The sequence below is a fragment of the Acidihalobacter yilgarnensis genome (assembly GCF_001753245.1).
Taxonomy (GTDB): domain Bacteria; phylum Pseudomonadota; class Gammaproteobacteria; order DSM-5130; family Acidihalobacteraceae; genus Acidihalobacter; species Acidihalobacter yilgarnensis.
Genome location: NZ_CP017415.1, coordinates 399,616 through 414,346 on the forward strand (window position 1 = coordinate 399,616; position 14,731 = coordinate 414,346).

At 60.7% G+C, this 14,731-nt stretch carries 13 protein-coding genes; all 13 read left to right on the plus strand.

The window, feature by feature from the left end:
* The first annotated feature begins 280 nt into the window (after window positions 1-280).
* The 13 genes from BI364_RS02010 to BI364_RS02060 all read left to right on the plus strand — a co-directional run bounded on the left by BI364_RS02010 (window position 281) and on the right by BI364_RS02060 (window position 14,675).
* Window positions 281-1,075, plus strand: coding sequence for an ABC transporter permease (locus BI364_RS02010; protein WP_070077336.1), 795 nt, complete (start codon window positions 281-283; stop codon window positions 1,073-1,075).
* 80 nt (window positions 1,076-1,155) lie between these two features.
* The gene (locus tag BI364_RS02015; RefSeq protein WP_083251512.1) at window positions 1,156-2,154 is read left to right on the plus strand and encodes an ABC transporter substrate-binding protein; all 999 of its coding nucleotides are present in this window, start codon (window positions 1,156-1,158) and stop codon (window positions 2,152-2,154) included.
* Window positions 2,155-2,504: 350 nt separating this feature from the next.
* Window positions 2,505-3,923, plus strand: coding sequence for a cytosine permease (locus tag BI364_RS02020; protein ID WP_070077337.1), 1,419 nt, complete (start codon window positions 2,505-2,507; stop codon window positions 3,921-3,923).
* A 122-nt stretch (window positions 3,924-4,045) separates the two neighbouring features.
* Window positions 4,046-5,311, plus strand: a complete 1,266-nt coding sequence (locus BI364_RS02025) for a cytosine deaminase (RefSeq protein ID WP_070077338.1) — start codon at window positions 4,046-4,048, stop codon at window positions 5,309-5,311.
* A gap of 509 nt (window positions 5,312-5,820) precedes the next feature.
* Complete coding sequence (locus BI364_RS17165; protein WP_083251096.1) at window positions 5,821-6,531, plus strand: GNAT family N-acetyltransferase; 711 nt, start codon at window positions 5,821-5,823, stop codon at window positions 6,529-6,531.
* 88 nt (window positions 6,532-6,619) lie between these two features.
* The gene (locus BI364_RS02035; protein ID WP_070077339.1) at window positions 6,620-7,003 is read left to right on the plus strand and encodes a YybH family protein; all 384 of its coding nucleotides are present in this window, start codon (window positions 6,620-6,622) and stop codon (window positions 7,001-7,003) included.
* Window positions 7,004-7,899: 896 nt separating this feature from the next.
* Window positions 7,900-9,446, plus strand: a protein-coding gene (locus BI364_RS17170) for an IS3 family transposase (protein WP_156782587.1) whose coding sequence is annotated in 2 segments (ribosomal slippage) — window positions 7,900-8,362 and window positions 8,362-9,446 — 1,548 coding nt in all. Because the reading frame shifts where the segments join, the coding sequence is not laid out codon by codon here.
* Window positions 9,447-9,484: 38 nt separating this feature from the next.
* Window positions 9,485-10,360, plus strand: coding sequence for an IS5 family transposase (locus BI364_RS02050; protein WP_070077342.1), 876 nt, complete (start codon window positions 9,485-9,487; stop codon window positions 10,358-10,360).
* Between the two features lie 488 nt (window positions 10,361-10,848).
* The gene (locus BI364_RS17745) at window positions 10,849-10,986 is read left to right on the plus strand and encodes a hypothetical protein (protein ID WP_156782588.1); all 138 of its coding nucleotides are present in this window, start codon (window positions 10,849-10,851) and stop codon (window positions 10,984-10,986) included.
* A gap of 274 nt (window positions 10,987-11,260) precedes the next feature.
* On the plus strand, window positions 11,261-11,671 hold the full coding sequence (locus tag BI364_RS17175) for a GFA family protein (protein ID WP_083251097.1): 411 nt from the start codon (window positions 11,261-11,263) through the stop codon (window positions 11,669-11,671).
* 117 nt (window positions 11,672-11,788) lie between these two features.
* Window positions 11,789-11,926, plus strand: a complete 138-nt coding sequence (locus tag BI364_RS17750) for a hypothetical protein (RefSeq protein WP_156782588.1) — start codon at window positions 11,789-11,791, stop codon at window positions 11,924-11,926.
* A 123-nt stretch (window positions 11,927-12,049) separates the two neighbouring features.
* Window positions 12,050-13,498, plus strand: coding sequence for a DUF202 domain-containing protein (locus BI364_RS02055; RefSeq protein ID WP_083251098.1), 1,449 nt, complete (start codon window positions 12,050-12,052; stop codon window positions 13,496-13,498).
* On the plus strand, window positions 13,488-14,675 hold the full coding sequence (locus BI364_RS02060) for a GspE/PulE/PilB domain-containing protein (protein ID WP_070077344.1): 1,188 nt from the start codon (window positions 13,488-13,490) through the stop codon (window positions 14,673-14,675). Before BI364_RS02055 ends, BI364_RS02060 begins: the two co-directional genes overlap by 11 nt.
* Window positions 14,676-14,731 lie beyond the last annotated feature (56 nt).

The following is a 14,731-nucleotide window of genomic DNA, read 5'->3' on the forward strand; positions in this document are numbered from 1 at the left end:
CGAACCGGAGGTGGTGTCTTGGATTTATTAATTCGCGACCTATTTTGGTGGCTTTGGCCCACACCCGCACGACGCGGTATGGGCGCTGGTCGCGGTGGTGGCGATGAACGCGCTTGGCCCGCTGTATGCCTGGCTCAACATGAAGCTGGCCGCGCCGCACGCGGCCTGAATTGCGCCGGGCGATGGGCGTCGCCCGGCGTTTTTGGGGAGTCCGCTATGATTTTCGGACGGACCCGCGCACATCGGATGCGGGGGCGCAGCGGATCGGGACGGGCGGAGCATGCTGGGAGAACAGAGGGCCGCTGCCAGGGCGGGGAGCGTGGCGGTCGGGCACTGGGTGGTGTTCGGGGTAATCAGCATCGCCCTGTGGGCGGTGATCGCGCGCGCCTATGGACAAACCTATCTACTACCCGATCCCTGGCAGGTGCTGACGCAAGCGGGGCGACAACCCGGCCTGCTGCTGCACTACACACTGATCACCGCTGCGGAAATCGGACTCGGCTTCCTTGCCGGCAGCGTCGCCGCGCTGCTCGTTTCGGTGACGCTGCTGATTCTGCCGCGCTGGCTGCGCGACTACATTCAGCGGCTCGTGGTCACGCTCAACTCGGTGCCCTTCGTGGCCATGGCCGGTTTGGTCGTGATCTGGTTTCCAGCGCCGATGGAGGCGCAAACCATGGCGGCCGCGTTGTTCTGTTTCTTCGCCGTGGTTTATCACACGCACCAGGCCTTCGGCGCTTCGCCACCGCTGTACGAAGACTTGATGAGTTCCTACAGCGCCAGCTTCATGCAGCGGCTGCTGTATCTCAAGCTGCCGGCCTCGCTGCCGGTGTTGATGACCAGCCTCAAGGGCGGCGCGATGGCAGCGGTCAACGGCGCCATCGTGGGTGAGCTGTTCGGCGCCTATCAGGGCCTGGGTTTCCTGATCATGGATTCGCGTTACGTGGGCAACACCTCGCGGGTGTTCCTCAGTGCCCTGCTGTGCACCGTGCTCGGCTGGGTGCTGATGGGTCTGTTGGCGCTGGTGGAGCGTCGGGTGCTGGGCTGGCACCGGATGCAGCTGCGCGAAGCCACTTGAGCGGGCGTACGACCCGCAACGCCGTGATGTACGGCATCGCTGTACGACTTGAAGGGCAAACACAAAAGGGAGACAAGGGCATGATTCTGAAATGGGCAAGGGTAGGGGTATTACTGCTGGGCCTCGCGGCCCTGGGGGCGCAGGCGGCCGACAAACCGTCGGTGCAGGTGATCGAATCTTGGTTTATCCACGCCGAGTCGATCGGCGACGTGGTGGCCAAGGACAAGGGCTTTTTCGGCGATCTCGACGTGCGCGTCGTGCCGGGCGGCCCAGGGCTGTCGCCGATCCAGCGGGTGATGGCCGCCAGTCGTGACGGCGTCGTGGCCCTGGGCGTCGACCTGCCGTATAACGTCATCCGCGCGCGGTTGAGTCAGGGCCTGCCGCTGGTGATTCTGTCTGCCGACTTCCAGCATTCGGCGATGCGCATCCTGTCCTGGAAGCCGATCAAGTCCAAGGACGACATCCACGGCGCCTTCGCCACCTGGATCGGCTATGACACGCCGATCAAGGCCGTCTTCGGCAAGGATTGGGCGCAACACATTGAGGTCGTCAACCAGACCGGCGATCCGGCCACGCTCGGCGCCTGGCTCAACCACCGCTACGAGTTCGCCTCGGGCATGGCCTACAACGAGGTGATGGTGGCGGCAGAGCATGCCAAACAGCCGTATCACGTGGTGTCCTACAGCGATCTGGGCGTCGATTGGCCGGAGAACGTCGTGTTCACCACCGAGAAAACCCTGCGCGAACACCCGGAGATCATCCGTCAGGTGCTCAATGCCCGCTATCGCGGCTACCGTTATGCCTTCCAGCATCCCGAGGAGGCCGGCAAGATGCTGGCGAAAGCTTCGCCGAGCCTGAACATTCCCTTCGAGCTGAAGGGCTTGGCCAAGATCTATGAAATCATGCGTCCACTGATCGGCTATGACCTCGGCCGCATCGACGGCACCGTGCTGACCCGCATGGCCAGGCAGCTGGCCAATGCCGGCATTCTGCCGCAGAACCCCGATCTGCACGGCGCCTATCACTATGTCCCGAGTGGGGTCGGCTGGCCGCCCGGCGCAGCGGTGGCAGGCGACTAGCCCCTGCCTCGACGCGTCGCCCGCCATCGGGGTGGGCGGCGCTTTTCATTCGGTGCCGAGCGCGGTTCGCAGCGCATGCCGGCGCGATGACGCAGGGTGCATGGCACCTCCGCCCACCAGGGCACTCGCCCAACCACCTGAATCACGCGGGTCTGCACACTTTGGGTGCGTGCCGGGCGCTGATACCCTTCGCATCTTGCCTGTAAGCCTGTCGCCACAATGTTGGCTGCTGCCGGCTCGATATTTGCATTTGCCCCGGCCTGACGCCGCCGCATTGCCGGCACGTTAGTGAGCGAGCCGCGACGGCCCGATTCAAACAACAAACAACATACAATTAGGAGGGCGCATTCATGTCTACTTCAGCCGAGAGTGCCGGTCTGAACACCGCCGCCACGCCGCCCGGGGGGATCGAGGCACGCGGCATCGAGCGGGTACTGCCGCACGAACGTACCCACGTCAGTATCCTCGACAACTTCACCCTGTGGCTGTCCGCCAACATGGTCATCTCCACCGTGGCCCTCGGCGCGCTCGCGATCCCGGTCTTCGGCCTGGGCTTCTGGGACAGCTTCCTGGTCATCCTCGCCTTCAACATGCTCGGCGTGCTGCCGGTGGCCTATTTCTCCACTCTTGGCCCGCGTCTCGGCCTGCGCCAGATGACCATCGCGCGCTTCTCCTTCGGCTGGCACGGCGCGAAGATCATGGCACTGTTCAACGTCGCCGCCTGCATAGGCTGGTCGGCCGTGAACGTCATCGTCGGCTCGCAGATCATCACCGCGCTGAGCCACGGTGCCGTGCCGGTATGGGCCTCCATCCTGCTGATCGCCGCGCTCACCACAGCGGTCAGCGTATACGGTTACCGCTACGTGCACCGCTACGAGCGCTACGCCTGGATGCCGATGGCGGTCATCTTCCTGATCGTCGTCTTCACCGCCGGCGGCAAGATGGGCATCGTGCCCACGCCGGTCTGGAACATGGCCCACTGGGCTTCGCTGATTTCCTTTGGCGGCGCGATCTACGGTTTTGCCACCGGCTGGAGTTCCTACGCGGCGGACTACACCGTCAACCAGCCTGAGCACACGTCCGCGAAGAAAATCTTCTGGCTGACCTTCTTCGGCGTCACCATCCCCTGCATCCTGTTGGAGACCCTCGGCCTGTCGCTGACCACGGTCGGCGCTTTTGCCAAGGCGGCGAACGAGGGTGGCGGCGCACTGCTGGCCGCCGCGCTGCACCCGCTGGGCGGTTTCGGCGAACTGCTGTTGCTGCTGTTGGCGCTGTCGGTCATTGCCAACAACATCCCCAACGACTACAGCCTCGGTCTGTCCATGCAGGTTCTCGGCCGCGTCTTCCACAAGGTCAACCGCGCGGTCTGGACCTTCATCGGCGCGGTGGTCTACATCGTCATCGCCATCGCCGCCGCCGCGCACTTCAACGCCGCGCTGGAGAACTTCCTGCTGATGGTGGCGTACTGGCTCAGCCCGTGGTCGATCATCCTCATCCTGGAGCACTTCATCGTGCGTCGCGGCCACTACAACCTGGACGGCTGGAACGAGGCGCGTCACCTGCCGGTCGGCTGGGCAGCGATCATCTCCATGGCGATTGGTCTGTTCGGCGTGTATCTCGGTGCCGCGCAACTGCTCTTCGTCGGTCCCATCGCCGCGCTGTTCAACCCGCCCTACGGCATGGACATCGGCTTCGAGCTGGGGCTGGTGTTCGCGGGGATCTCCTATGTAATCCTGCGGCCGATGGAACTGCGCGCGCATGCACGCTGAGCGTCCGCCGTCCCGTCGCATCTGGCGGGACGGCCTAAACTAGGAGGCGCAATCGCCGCCGCCCGTGTGGGCGGCGGCCGTCAACCGGGGGCCGACGCGCCCCGCCGAATGAGCCAGACGTCATGACCGACATCCTGATCCGCAACGCCCGCATCACCGCTCGTGGCCCCGAGCCCTGCGACGTGGCCATCGCCGGCGGACGCATCGTCGCCATCGGCCCGCACCTGCCGGGCGGCGGCACCGAGATCGACGCGGCGGGCGGCCTGCTCAGCCCGAGCTTCGTCGAGCTGCACTGCCACCTCGACGCCACGCTCACCGCCGGCAGCCCGCGCCCCAACCGCAGCGGCACCCTGTGGGAAGGCATCGCCCTGTGGGCCGAGATCAAGCCCGCGCTCACCGAAGAATCGGTCTATGCCCGCGCGCGCAAGACGCTGATGTGGATGCTCTCGCACGGCGTCACCCACGTACGCACCCACGTCGACGTCTGCGACCCCTCGCTGGTTGCCCTGCGCGCGCTGATCCGCCTGCGCGAGGACCTGCGCGGCACCCTCGACCTGCAACTCGTCGCCTTCCCGCAGGAGGGCATCTACGCCTATGCCGACGGCGAAGCGCTGATGCAGGAATCCATCCACCTCGGCGTCGACTGCCTTGGCGGCATTCCGCACTACGAGATCACCCGCGAAGACGGCGTGCGCTCGGTCGAATGGGTGCTCGCGCAGGCGCGCGAACATGGCCGGCGGGTGGACATCCACTGTGACGAAACCGACGACGAGCAGTCGCGCTTCGTCGAGGTCATGGTCGCGCAGACCCTGCGTCAAGGCCTGTCCGGCCGCGTCACCGCCAGCCACCTCACCGCCTCGCACGGCTATAACGGCGCCTACGCCGGCAAGCTCATCGGCTACATGGCCCGCGCCGGGCTGCACGTGGTCACCAATCCGCTGGACAACTCCGTGCTGCAGGGACGCTTCGACGGCTATCCCACGCGACGCGGCCACGCGCGCATCAAGGAAATGCTGCAGGCCGGGCTCAACGTCGCCTGCGGCCACGACTCCGTGATGGACCCCTGGTATCCCATGGGTGACGGCGACCCGCTCAAAGCCGCCTTTGTGCTCATGCACTACGCCCAGATCATCGGCGCCGACGAACGCCCCTGGCTGTTCCGCATGCTCACCGACATGCCCGCTGCCGCCTTCGGCCTGAACGACCACGCCATCGCCGAAGGTGCCCCCGCCGACCTCATCCTATGGGATATCCCCACCGAGGACGAGGCCCTGCGCCGCCTCCCACCGCGCCGCGCCGTGTTTCGCAACGGGGTTGTCGTCGCCGAGCGCGATGGCGCGGGCATGCGCGTGTTGGGCGAGCCGCTGGACGTTTCGCCGTCAGCCTGAGCTGCGTATCGATCTGCTATTGTCCAGCGGCGGAACTTATCGGCCGACCGCGGCTCTATTCATTAACCTGATGGATGTCGGGGTCAATGACAGGACGCGGGCGGGCGATGACGCTCGATATCGTAGCGTCTCATGCGAAGGGAGATAGGTTCGGGTCCCACCTTGTAACATGCGCTATATCCGACCCCGTTTTCGCGTAAAGAAGGCATTTGACTCCGGACGTGCAGCCACTCGACCCTGCCTGCGCGTCGATGTGTATTTGTTGTCCGCTATAGGGTGTATTTGACGACTAGATATGATGTGTAAGCCTTGATAAGGCGAGCATGACTTTAATTTAGACACCTACCAGATGTGATTCAACGCACCCTTTTCGGTGTGCCTACTTTTAGTTAGTGCTATTTATTTGAATTTGGCAGGGCCATGGAAGAGAGAAAAAAACTAGCTGTCCTCATCGACGCGGATAACAGAGTAGCAAGCGGGGTCGGGTCTCGTATTGTACATTCAGCGGAGTGGACCTGATTGGCACATATGTCAGGCCCGAGGCGCGCGGCACCGGGGCGGGGCGGATGCTGGTGGCGGCTGCCATCGATTATGCCAAGGCTCGACCAGGGCTGGAGGTCGTCACGCTCACTGTCACGAAGGGCAATGCTCCAGCGGAAGGCCTCTACCGCTCGGTTGGCTTCCAATCCTTCGGCATCGAGCCCATGGCCATTCGGAGTGGGGGCGCATACCTGTCCAAGGTACATATGTGGCTGGAGCTAGGGCACATGAGCGTTGTACCGTCCTTTCGTACCGTCGACGAATCTGAAGGCGAAGAGCTCGCACGCATTCGGGTTGAGGCTATGCGTGAGAGCCTGGAGCGCATCGGAAGGTTTGATGAAGCCAGGGCAAAGGCGCGGTTCCTTTCGAGCTTTGTGCCAGCGTACACCAGAGCTGTCGTGATCGGTGCGCAACTTGTGGGATTCTTCGTGGTTCGGCCGGAAGGTAGAGGTTTGCTGCTTGATCACCTATACGTTCGCCCTGTACATCAAGGGCAAGGCATCGGTTCGCTCATACTTGCCAAGGTCTTCGCCGAGGCTGATGCGAAACAACAGGTGGTCAAGGTGGGTGCTTTGCGGGAGAGCAGATCCAATGAGTTCTACGTCAGAAGCGGATTTGTTCTCGTGGAGAGTGCGGAGCATGACAATTACTACGAACGTCTGCCGCAGAATGTGCGCTAACACCCCAGTCGAGCGGACGGCGTACCGCTGGCTGCTCCATCGGCAGTCCGTCGCTCATGTCGAACGTTAGGCATCCAAAGGAACGGAGATGCACCCGATTGAAGTTCTCATCAGCAAAGCGGATACCGCGATAAACCAAGAAGATTTCGACACGTTGCTCGATTTCTATTCCGATGACGCCGTCCTTGTGATCAAGCCAGGAATGAATGCTGTGGGAAAAGAACAGATTAAAAAAGCGTTTGAAGCAATCGCAATTTACTTCGAGCATAGTTTGGATGTGAAGCAGGCTGGGATGGCACTCTTGGAAACCGGAGATACTGCATTAGTTCTGGCCACGACTGTTGTCTCAGCGAAGAGTCTCGCAGCTACCGAGCGGAAGGCTACCTATGTTTTCAAAAAAGACAAAGACAATCAGTGGGTATGTGCCATTGATAATTCTTACGGGCACGATCTGCTCAAAGCAGATGCCTAACCACGCCGGTTATGGCGAATGTTGGGCCCCTCCAGAGACTCCTACAATATGAGGCGAATGTTGAGACAATCACCTCCAAAGCCCTATGGTCCAGACGAGGCTCGTGCGGAACATCGCGCCTGCGTCGACTATCACATCGCTTTAGTGAATAGCCGATTTACGATCGTTGGACTCTATGTCGCGGCGATGGGTTTCATAGCGGGTGCAGTTTTCAAGGAAGTAATTAGTTGGGATTTTCGAGCTGCTGTCTCTCTGTTGGCTTGCTGGCTCACCGCCTGTTTGTGGATACTTGAACTTCGATCGCGTGCGCTATTTACTAACATTGCCCATCGAGGGATCGATATCGAGCGTCGTTATTGGAAGCTCGACGGCGAAGAACTTATGTCAGGGTTCTTCAGTCGGCAGCATAAGCTCCCGGCTAAGACTGAAGAACTCGATTCGAGTGCCGCACCTCGTCGAAAAAAACCAGATCGCCCGGTTCTAGGATGGAGCCCGGACGCAGCAATATCTGAGAAGTGGTCCCGCTTCATTAGCCATAGCATGGGGCTTGACTTGTTATACGCAGGCGGCCTGGTTTTCTGGGCATGTTCAACTGTGATTTCAACAATCTATTGGCTCGTCTGCTCCTAAAGGGCACCTCTAAAAACCTCTCTTGATCAGCGATAATTTGGGCATTCCAATCCGAGATATGTAAGCGCCATGCAGCCTAGTTTCTTTGACCATCAAGACCGCCTTGACCTATTCGAACGGCTGGGAGATCCGCTACCCAAGCTGGAACGTACGATTCAATGGGAAGCCCTTCGCGAGGTGTTGCATCCGGTGCCCCCGGTGGCAAGGTAGTTGTCGTCTGTCCGAAATGGAGTAAGGCACAGATCGGGGGCGGAAAGTTGGTGGATATGAAGCATTATTCAGCAGAACGTAAGGCTGCCGTACTCCGGAAGATGTTGCCGCCTTTGAGCCTGCCTGTAGCGAAGTTGGCCCAGCAGGAAGGCATTTCTGACGGGACGCTCTATCATTGGCGCAAGCAGGCAATGGCGAGGGGCGACATGAGTGCGGTGAGCAAGAGGAAGGCCGAAGGCTGGTCTGCCGAGTCCAAGTTAGCGGCGGTGGTGGAGACGGCCCTGCTGTCGGAGGTGGAGTTGAGCCAGTATTGCCGGGAGAAGCGACTGTATCCCGAGCAGGTAAAGGCTTGGAGGCAGGCCTGTATTGTCGGGCAACAGACCGCCACCCAGCAGAGGCAGACAGAGGGTATCCAAGCCCGCGAGGACCAGAAACGGATTCGTGAACTGGAGCGGGAACTGTGTCGCAAAGACAAGGCCTTAGCCGAGGCTGCCGCGATATTGATCCTGCGAAAAAAATTGAACGCCCTCTGGGGAGACGACGCCGGGGAGAATTAACCCCGGTCCCGGAGCGGCAACAGTTAGTCGCATGGATACAGGAAGCTGCTGACGATGGATCCCGCCGGTCGCGAGCCTGCGCGGAAGCCGGCTTATCATTACGCACCGTCCAGCGATGGACAGAGGAGTCGGGAGAGGTGAAGACAGATGCCCGCACAACGGTCGAGCGACCGACACCCAACAACAAGCTGAGTGAAGCGGAAGTACAGGAGGTGCTGGAGGCCTGCCACCGCCCAGACACCGCACACCTGCCGCCGACCCATATTGTGCCGCGACTGGCCGATGAAGGAGTCTATCTAGCCTCGGAATCCACCTTCTACCGGATCCTCAAGGCCAAAGGCATGGCGGCACGACGTGGTCGTGCGCACCCGCCCCGCAAGGTGAAGCTACCCACCACCCATACGGCCACAGCAGCCAACACCGTCTGGTCTTGGGATATCACGTACTTGCCGTCGCCGGTGCGTGGGCAGTACTACTATCTCTACCTCTTTGAGGACCTTTACAGCCGCAAGGCGGTGGCCTGGGAGGTCCATACCGAGGAGAGTGGCGACCATGCCGCTGCGCTCATTCAGAGAGGCTTTACGGCGGAGCAATGCTGGCGGCAGCCATTGGTCTTGCACTCCGACAATGGCGCCCCGATGAAATCGTCCACGCTGCTGGCCAAGCTCTATGATCTGGGGATCACTCCGTCTCGGGGCCGGCCACGGGTTAGTAACGACAATCCGTATTCGGAGTCGCTGTTCCGGACGCTGAAATACTGCCCGCAGTGGCCGGAGAGTGGCTTTGCGAGCCTTGATAATGCCCGGATCTGGGTGCGCGATTTTATCGCCTGGTACAACCATGAGCATCGTCACAGTCGCATTCGCTTCGTCACCCCCGCCCAGCGTCACCGGGGCGAGGATCATGCACTGCTGGCGAAGCGCCATGCCCTCTACGAGGCGGCCAAGGCGAGAAACCCTGCGCGCTGGTCAAGTGGCATACGCAATTGGACACCTGTTGGTGCGGTAGATTTGAACCCGCAGCGACAGGATAAAAAGGCGGCTTAAAAAATGGGAGACGCGACAACTACCTTGACAGACGCCGGGTGTACAAGGCCTCAGATCCCCGCAAAGGCGGACGCCCGCCCTTCGATGCGGTACTGATGTTCAAGGTGCTGGTGCTCCAGCAGTTCTACAACCTGTCGGACGATCAGACGGAGTTCCAGATTCGGGATCGCTACAGCTTCTGCCGATTTCTGGGTCTGAGCCCGGAGGGCCGAGTCCCGGATGCCAAGACGATCTGGGTGTTTCGTGAACGGCTCAAGCAATTGGCGCTCACGGATCAGCTGTTTGGCCAGGTCCTAAGCCAGATTGATGCAGCGGGCTTTACGGCGCGCAAGGGGCAAATCGTGGATGCGGCCTTGGTTCCGGTGCCGTGCCAGCGCAACCGCCGGGATAAAAACGCCAGGATCAAGGCCGGCGACCCGCCGCAGGAATGGAGCGAAGCCAAGCGTCGTCAAAAGGATGTGCAGGCACGCTGGACCCAGAAGCATGGCCAGAGCCACTACGGCTACAAGAATCACCTGAGTGTCGACAACCAGCACAAGGTGATCCGCCACTACGCGGTCACCTCGGCCGAGGTGCATGACAGTCAGGTCTTTGAGCGGCTCCTGGATGAACGCAACAGCAGTGGCGATGTCTGGGCCGACTCGGCCTATCGTGACCAGACCCGCGAGCAGGCGCTAGCGCGGGCCGGCTACCGTAGCCACATCCATCGCAAGGGCAGCCGCAAGCGCGCCTTGAATGAGCGCGAGCAGGCCGCCAACCGTAAACGCTCGAAGGTACGGGCTCGGGTCGAGCACATCTTTGCCCAGCAGGCCAATCGATTGATACGCACCATCGGCATAGCGCGGGCCGAGGTCAAGATCGGGATGATGAACCTGGTCTACAACATGCGTCGTTTGGCATGGCTGACCGGATGATGAGGAGACGTTGCAGCGGGATAGCCCTCACTCGAGGTATTCGGACTGAACGAAATCCGAATGCAGAATCTGAACATTGACTAAAACCGTCAGCCATCAGGATTTCTACAAACCCCACTTGCCCCTGAAATCAATTTGGCGTTTTTAGAGGTGCCCTAAAGTGAAACGGCGTGGCCCAACCCATCATTCCGCCGAACTTGCGCGAAAAGCCGCGCAGGCCGGTGAATTCAGGCGTTGGGCGTAATCATCAGAGAACCATCCGTGGCACTTCCTGATGCAAAATTGTTCGTGTGTCACATGGTGATTGTGCGGATTCAATCGGTGGATACAACACACTAGATTCTGAGTAGGGATCAGGAGTGTTGCCATGAAGCAAACAAGCGTAGAAAAGGGGTCGAGCGTAGAAAAGGGGTCGGGTCTCGTATTGTAGCATGCTGCTTCAATGGTGATTTTCTCAGGTTTCGTTTTGTCGCATGAGGCAGGGCAATATGAAGGTTATAAAAACCGACATCAGCGAAGTCGGCCCATTGTTGTGGGTTGATGCGTGGCATCGGTGGGGTACGGAACTCGTGAATGCGGGCGTGGTCGAACTAGGTTGCGGTCTTGAGCGGCCGGGACTCGCCTGAGCGCGAGTCGCACCCTGAATCCAATGGAGAAATACGATACACCCGCGTGGTCTGACAGAACGGGAACGGCTCTGCGGTCGACCGGCGCCGTGCGCTTACCCGACCGTTGAATATACAATACGAGACCAGACCCCATATTTTCCTAGGGTGTATTTGACGACTAGAAACGGGGTGTAAGCCTTGATAAGGCGAGCATGACGCCTGACAGGTGTGATTCAACGCACCCTTTTAGGGTGTCTACTTTTAGTTGGGCGTGCATTAAGAGGATTTGCAAATGGATGATAAAATATCAGGTTCATGTCACTGTGGATTGATTAATTTCGAAATAAAAAATAATCCGAAGTTTACTGTGAATTGCCATTGCGATGATTGCAAAAGGCGCAATGGAAGTGCATTTTCAACCTATGCAAGCGTAGATGAAAGCGATTTGGTATTTGCTGAAGGTGAGAATCATCTCAAAAAATACAAAGTCGAGAATTCTGGTGAAAAATATTTTTGCAGTGAATGTGGTTCACAAATTTATAACAAAAATTATCGCATTCCTGGCCTGTTTTTGGTGTTTTATGGAGCACTTTCTCAGCCGTCCAACTTTACGCCAACATTTAATGTGTTTTGTTCGAGCAAACTCAGTTGGGTCGATGATATTAATAAAATAAAAAGTTTTCAGGAATCTGTTCAAAAATGAAGCGTCCTTGTGATACAGCGCCTAACAACCGTATCAAAAACGCCCGCAAACAACGCGTGGGGTAACGGGGCGGGTCTCGTATTGTAGGTTTCGTTTTGTCGCATGAGGCGGGGCAATATGAAGGTTATAAAAACCGACATCAGCGAAGTCGGCCCATTGTTGTGGGTTGATGCGTGGCATCGGTGGGGTACGGAACTCGTGAATGCGGGCGTGGTCGAACTAGGTTGCGGTCTTGAGCGGCCGGGACTCGCCTGAGCGCGAGTCGCACCCTGAATCCAATGGAGAAATACGATACACCCGCGTGGTCTGACAGAACGGGAGCGGCTCTGCGGTCGACCGGCGCCGTGCGCTTACCCGACCGTTGAATACGACGAGGGACTGACGGCGTCTCAGTCGATCCTCCGGCGGTTGGACGTCGACACGCTGAGATCGGATCTCTGGCTGCCGCTCTCGTGGAGCGAGGACAGCGCGGAGGTGGTGGTCTGCGATCCCGATAATTTGGCGCTGCTGAGCGACATTCAGGAGATGCTGGATGTCGACGAGCTGACACTGCGCGTCGCCAGCCGGGCGGATCTGATCCGGCTGATCGAGAACAGCGCGGATCTGAATGTCGATTTTCCCACTACGGCGGGGCGCACGCCGCTGGCCAAGGTGCGCACCTATCTTGCCGGGCTACGCACTCGCTACGCCGACCAGCGAACACAGTACGCGCGCAGCCGGACGGGTCTTGCACTGGCGCGCACGGGGCTTGCCTTCATCAGTATCGCGGTAGTGTTCCTGCGCTTGTTCGGCGGGGGCGAGTTGCTGTTTTTCGAGATCCCGCTGCTGATCCTGGGTGTGCTCGCCGTCATCGACGGCATCACGTGGTATCTACCGGCGCGGCGGGAGACGCAGGAGATCAAGCCCTACCCGCCGTACGACGTGCCGGAGGCGTACACGGCGCTGGAGGTGTCGGACCCAGGCGGCGCCATGCGCTTCGGCAGAAGCCGGGTCGTTGAGAGCGCCGGTGCGCTGCGCGAGGACTGGGACGCACTCTCGCCGGTAGAGAGGCGACGTTTCCTGGCCAACGACCGCACCAATCTAGCCGAGGAGCGGACCGTGCTGGCCTATCTGAGAACCATGATGGCAAAGGCGCGGACCGGGCTCGCCTTTGCGCGCACGGGTGTCGCTTTCGCCGGCATTGGCATTGGCTTCCTGCGCAAATTTCACCCCGGCCCCTGGTCGGCCTTCGACTGGGCGCTGATCGTCATCGGCACGGCGATGCTGGCCGAGGGGTTCCACTGGTACCGGCCGGGCCGGCATGCCGCCAATGCGGCGCTGGATACGGTCGGCAAGGTCAGCGGCCGTCGGGGCCTGTGGGACACTATTTCCCCCTCCCGGTGTCTTGTCGCCTCGGGACTTGATCCCGTGGCCGAAGCCAACGCGCCCGAGGCGCGGCCCGGCGTGTGGGCCACCACGGGGCTGGCGTTGGAGCGCACTACGCTCGCCGACAAGCGCAACGCGATGTCGCACCTGCGTACGGTGCTGGCGCGCTCGCGCACGGGGATGGCCTTTATCCGCACCGGATTCAGCGTGATGTCGGTGGGCGCGGGCCTGTTTCTCTATTTCGACTATCTCGGGCGTACCGACGCGCTGTGGTCGGCGCTGTATATCGCGCTGATCGTCATCGGCCTGTATCTGATTGGCGATGGCCTGTATTGGTATCTGCCCGCCGAGCGGATCAAGCGGCGCTCGTCGTTCTGCGACAGCGGTTTCGAAATTGCCGACGCCGACTACAGCATCCCGAAAAGCGCCTGGAAGCGGGAGCAGTATCGTCATGACGACTGACGCGAATCCTTATGTGGCGCTGGTGGAGGATGGCCTGCTCGACCAGGCACAGCTGGCTGCGGCGCAGCAGAGCGCGACCGCGCGGGGTCTCGATATGGAGCGCGTGTTGTTGAAGGATTGCGGCGTCTCGCGCTGCGCGCTGCTGACCGCCTTGTCCCGACACTATGGTTGCCGTTTCTTCCAGTACGACGAACGCCTGCCGGTGCCTTCGGCGCTGTACGCCGGGCTGGACGGCAAGGTGCTACGGGCGGGGCGTTGGTTCCCGGTGATGCAGCTGGGCGAGACCGTGGTGATCGCCGCCGCCGATCCATCCAGCGAGGCGATGCGCGCGCAGGTCAGACAGCTCGTGCCCGCGGCGGATCACGAATTCCGCGTCGCGCTCAACGAGGATGTACGCTGGTATATCCAGGATTACCTGCATGCCGAGGCGCATCTGCTCATCGGCATCGAGCGCACTGGCCTTGCCTACTGGCGCAACACCATGGCCCTGTGGCGCACCAAGCTCGCCTGCCACCGGACCGGGCAGGCGCGGGCGCGCACATCGATGAAGCTGCTGCGCTGGGGGCTGGCGCTGGTGGCGCTCTCGAATGCACTGACGCGCATCAATGCCAACGTGCTGGCACCGCATCATGTCGCCATTCTGGTGGTCGGCATCGTCCTGGCCGCCGTCGGCCTCTTCGACTACCTCAAGGTGCGTCGCTCGGGCATGGATCTCTCCTGCCAATCTGCCCTGATGGACATCACCGCCGAGACCATCCGCTTCACCCGGCGCTACCATCTGGATGAGGCGCCGCCCAAACCAGAGGACGATACGCCGCTGGCGCAGCTCGCCGCTGCGATCACGCACTATTGCTCCATTCTGCGCCCGGTTCCGGCCAGCAAGGAGCGCACCCATCTGGCGCGCGAGCGCAACATGCTCGCCGCGCAGCGGACCATCGCCGCCAGCCACCGGACGTCGTATGCGCGCGCCCGGACCGGGTTGTCGCTGATCCGTACGGGCGTTTCTTTCATCGGGCTGGGCATCGCCATGGATAAGATGCTGGGTGCCGGCCCTTACAGCTTTACGGATTACATCCTTGCCGGGGCGGGCGTCCTGATGCTGATCGACGGCATGCTCTGGTATCTGCCGGTCCGCAAACTGAAATACGGTATCGGCCGCGAGATCAAGGAGCGCTAGCTGTCCCACGCGGGATGGTGACTCCGAATGTCCCGTGCCTTGATTATGAAGACCGC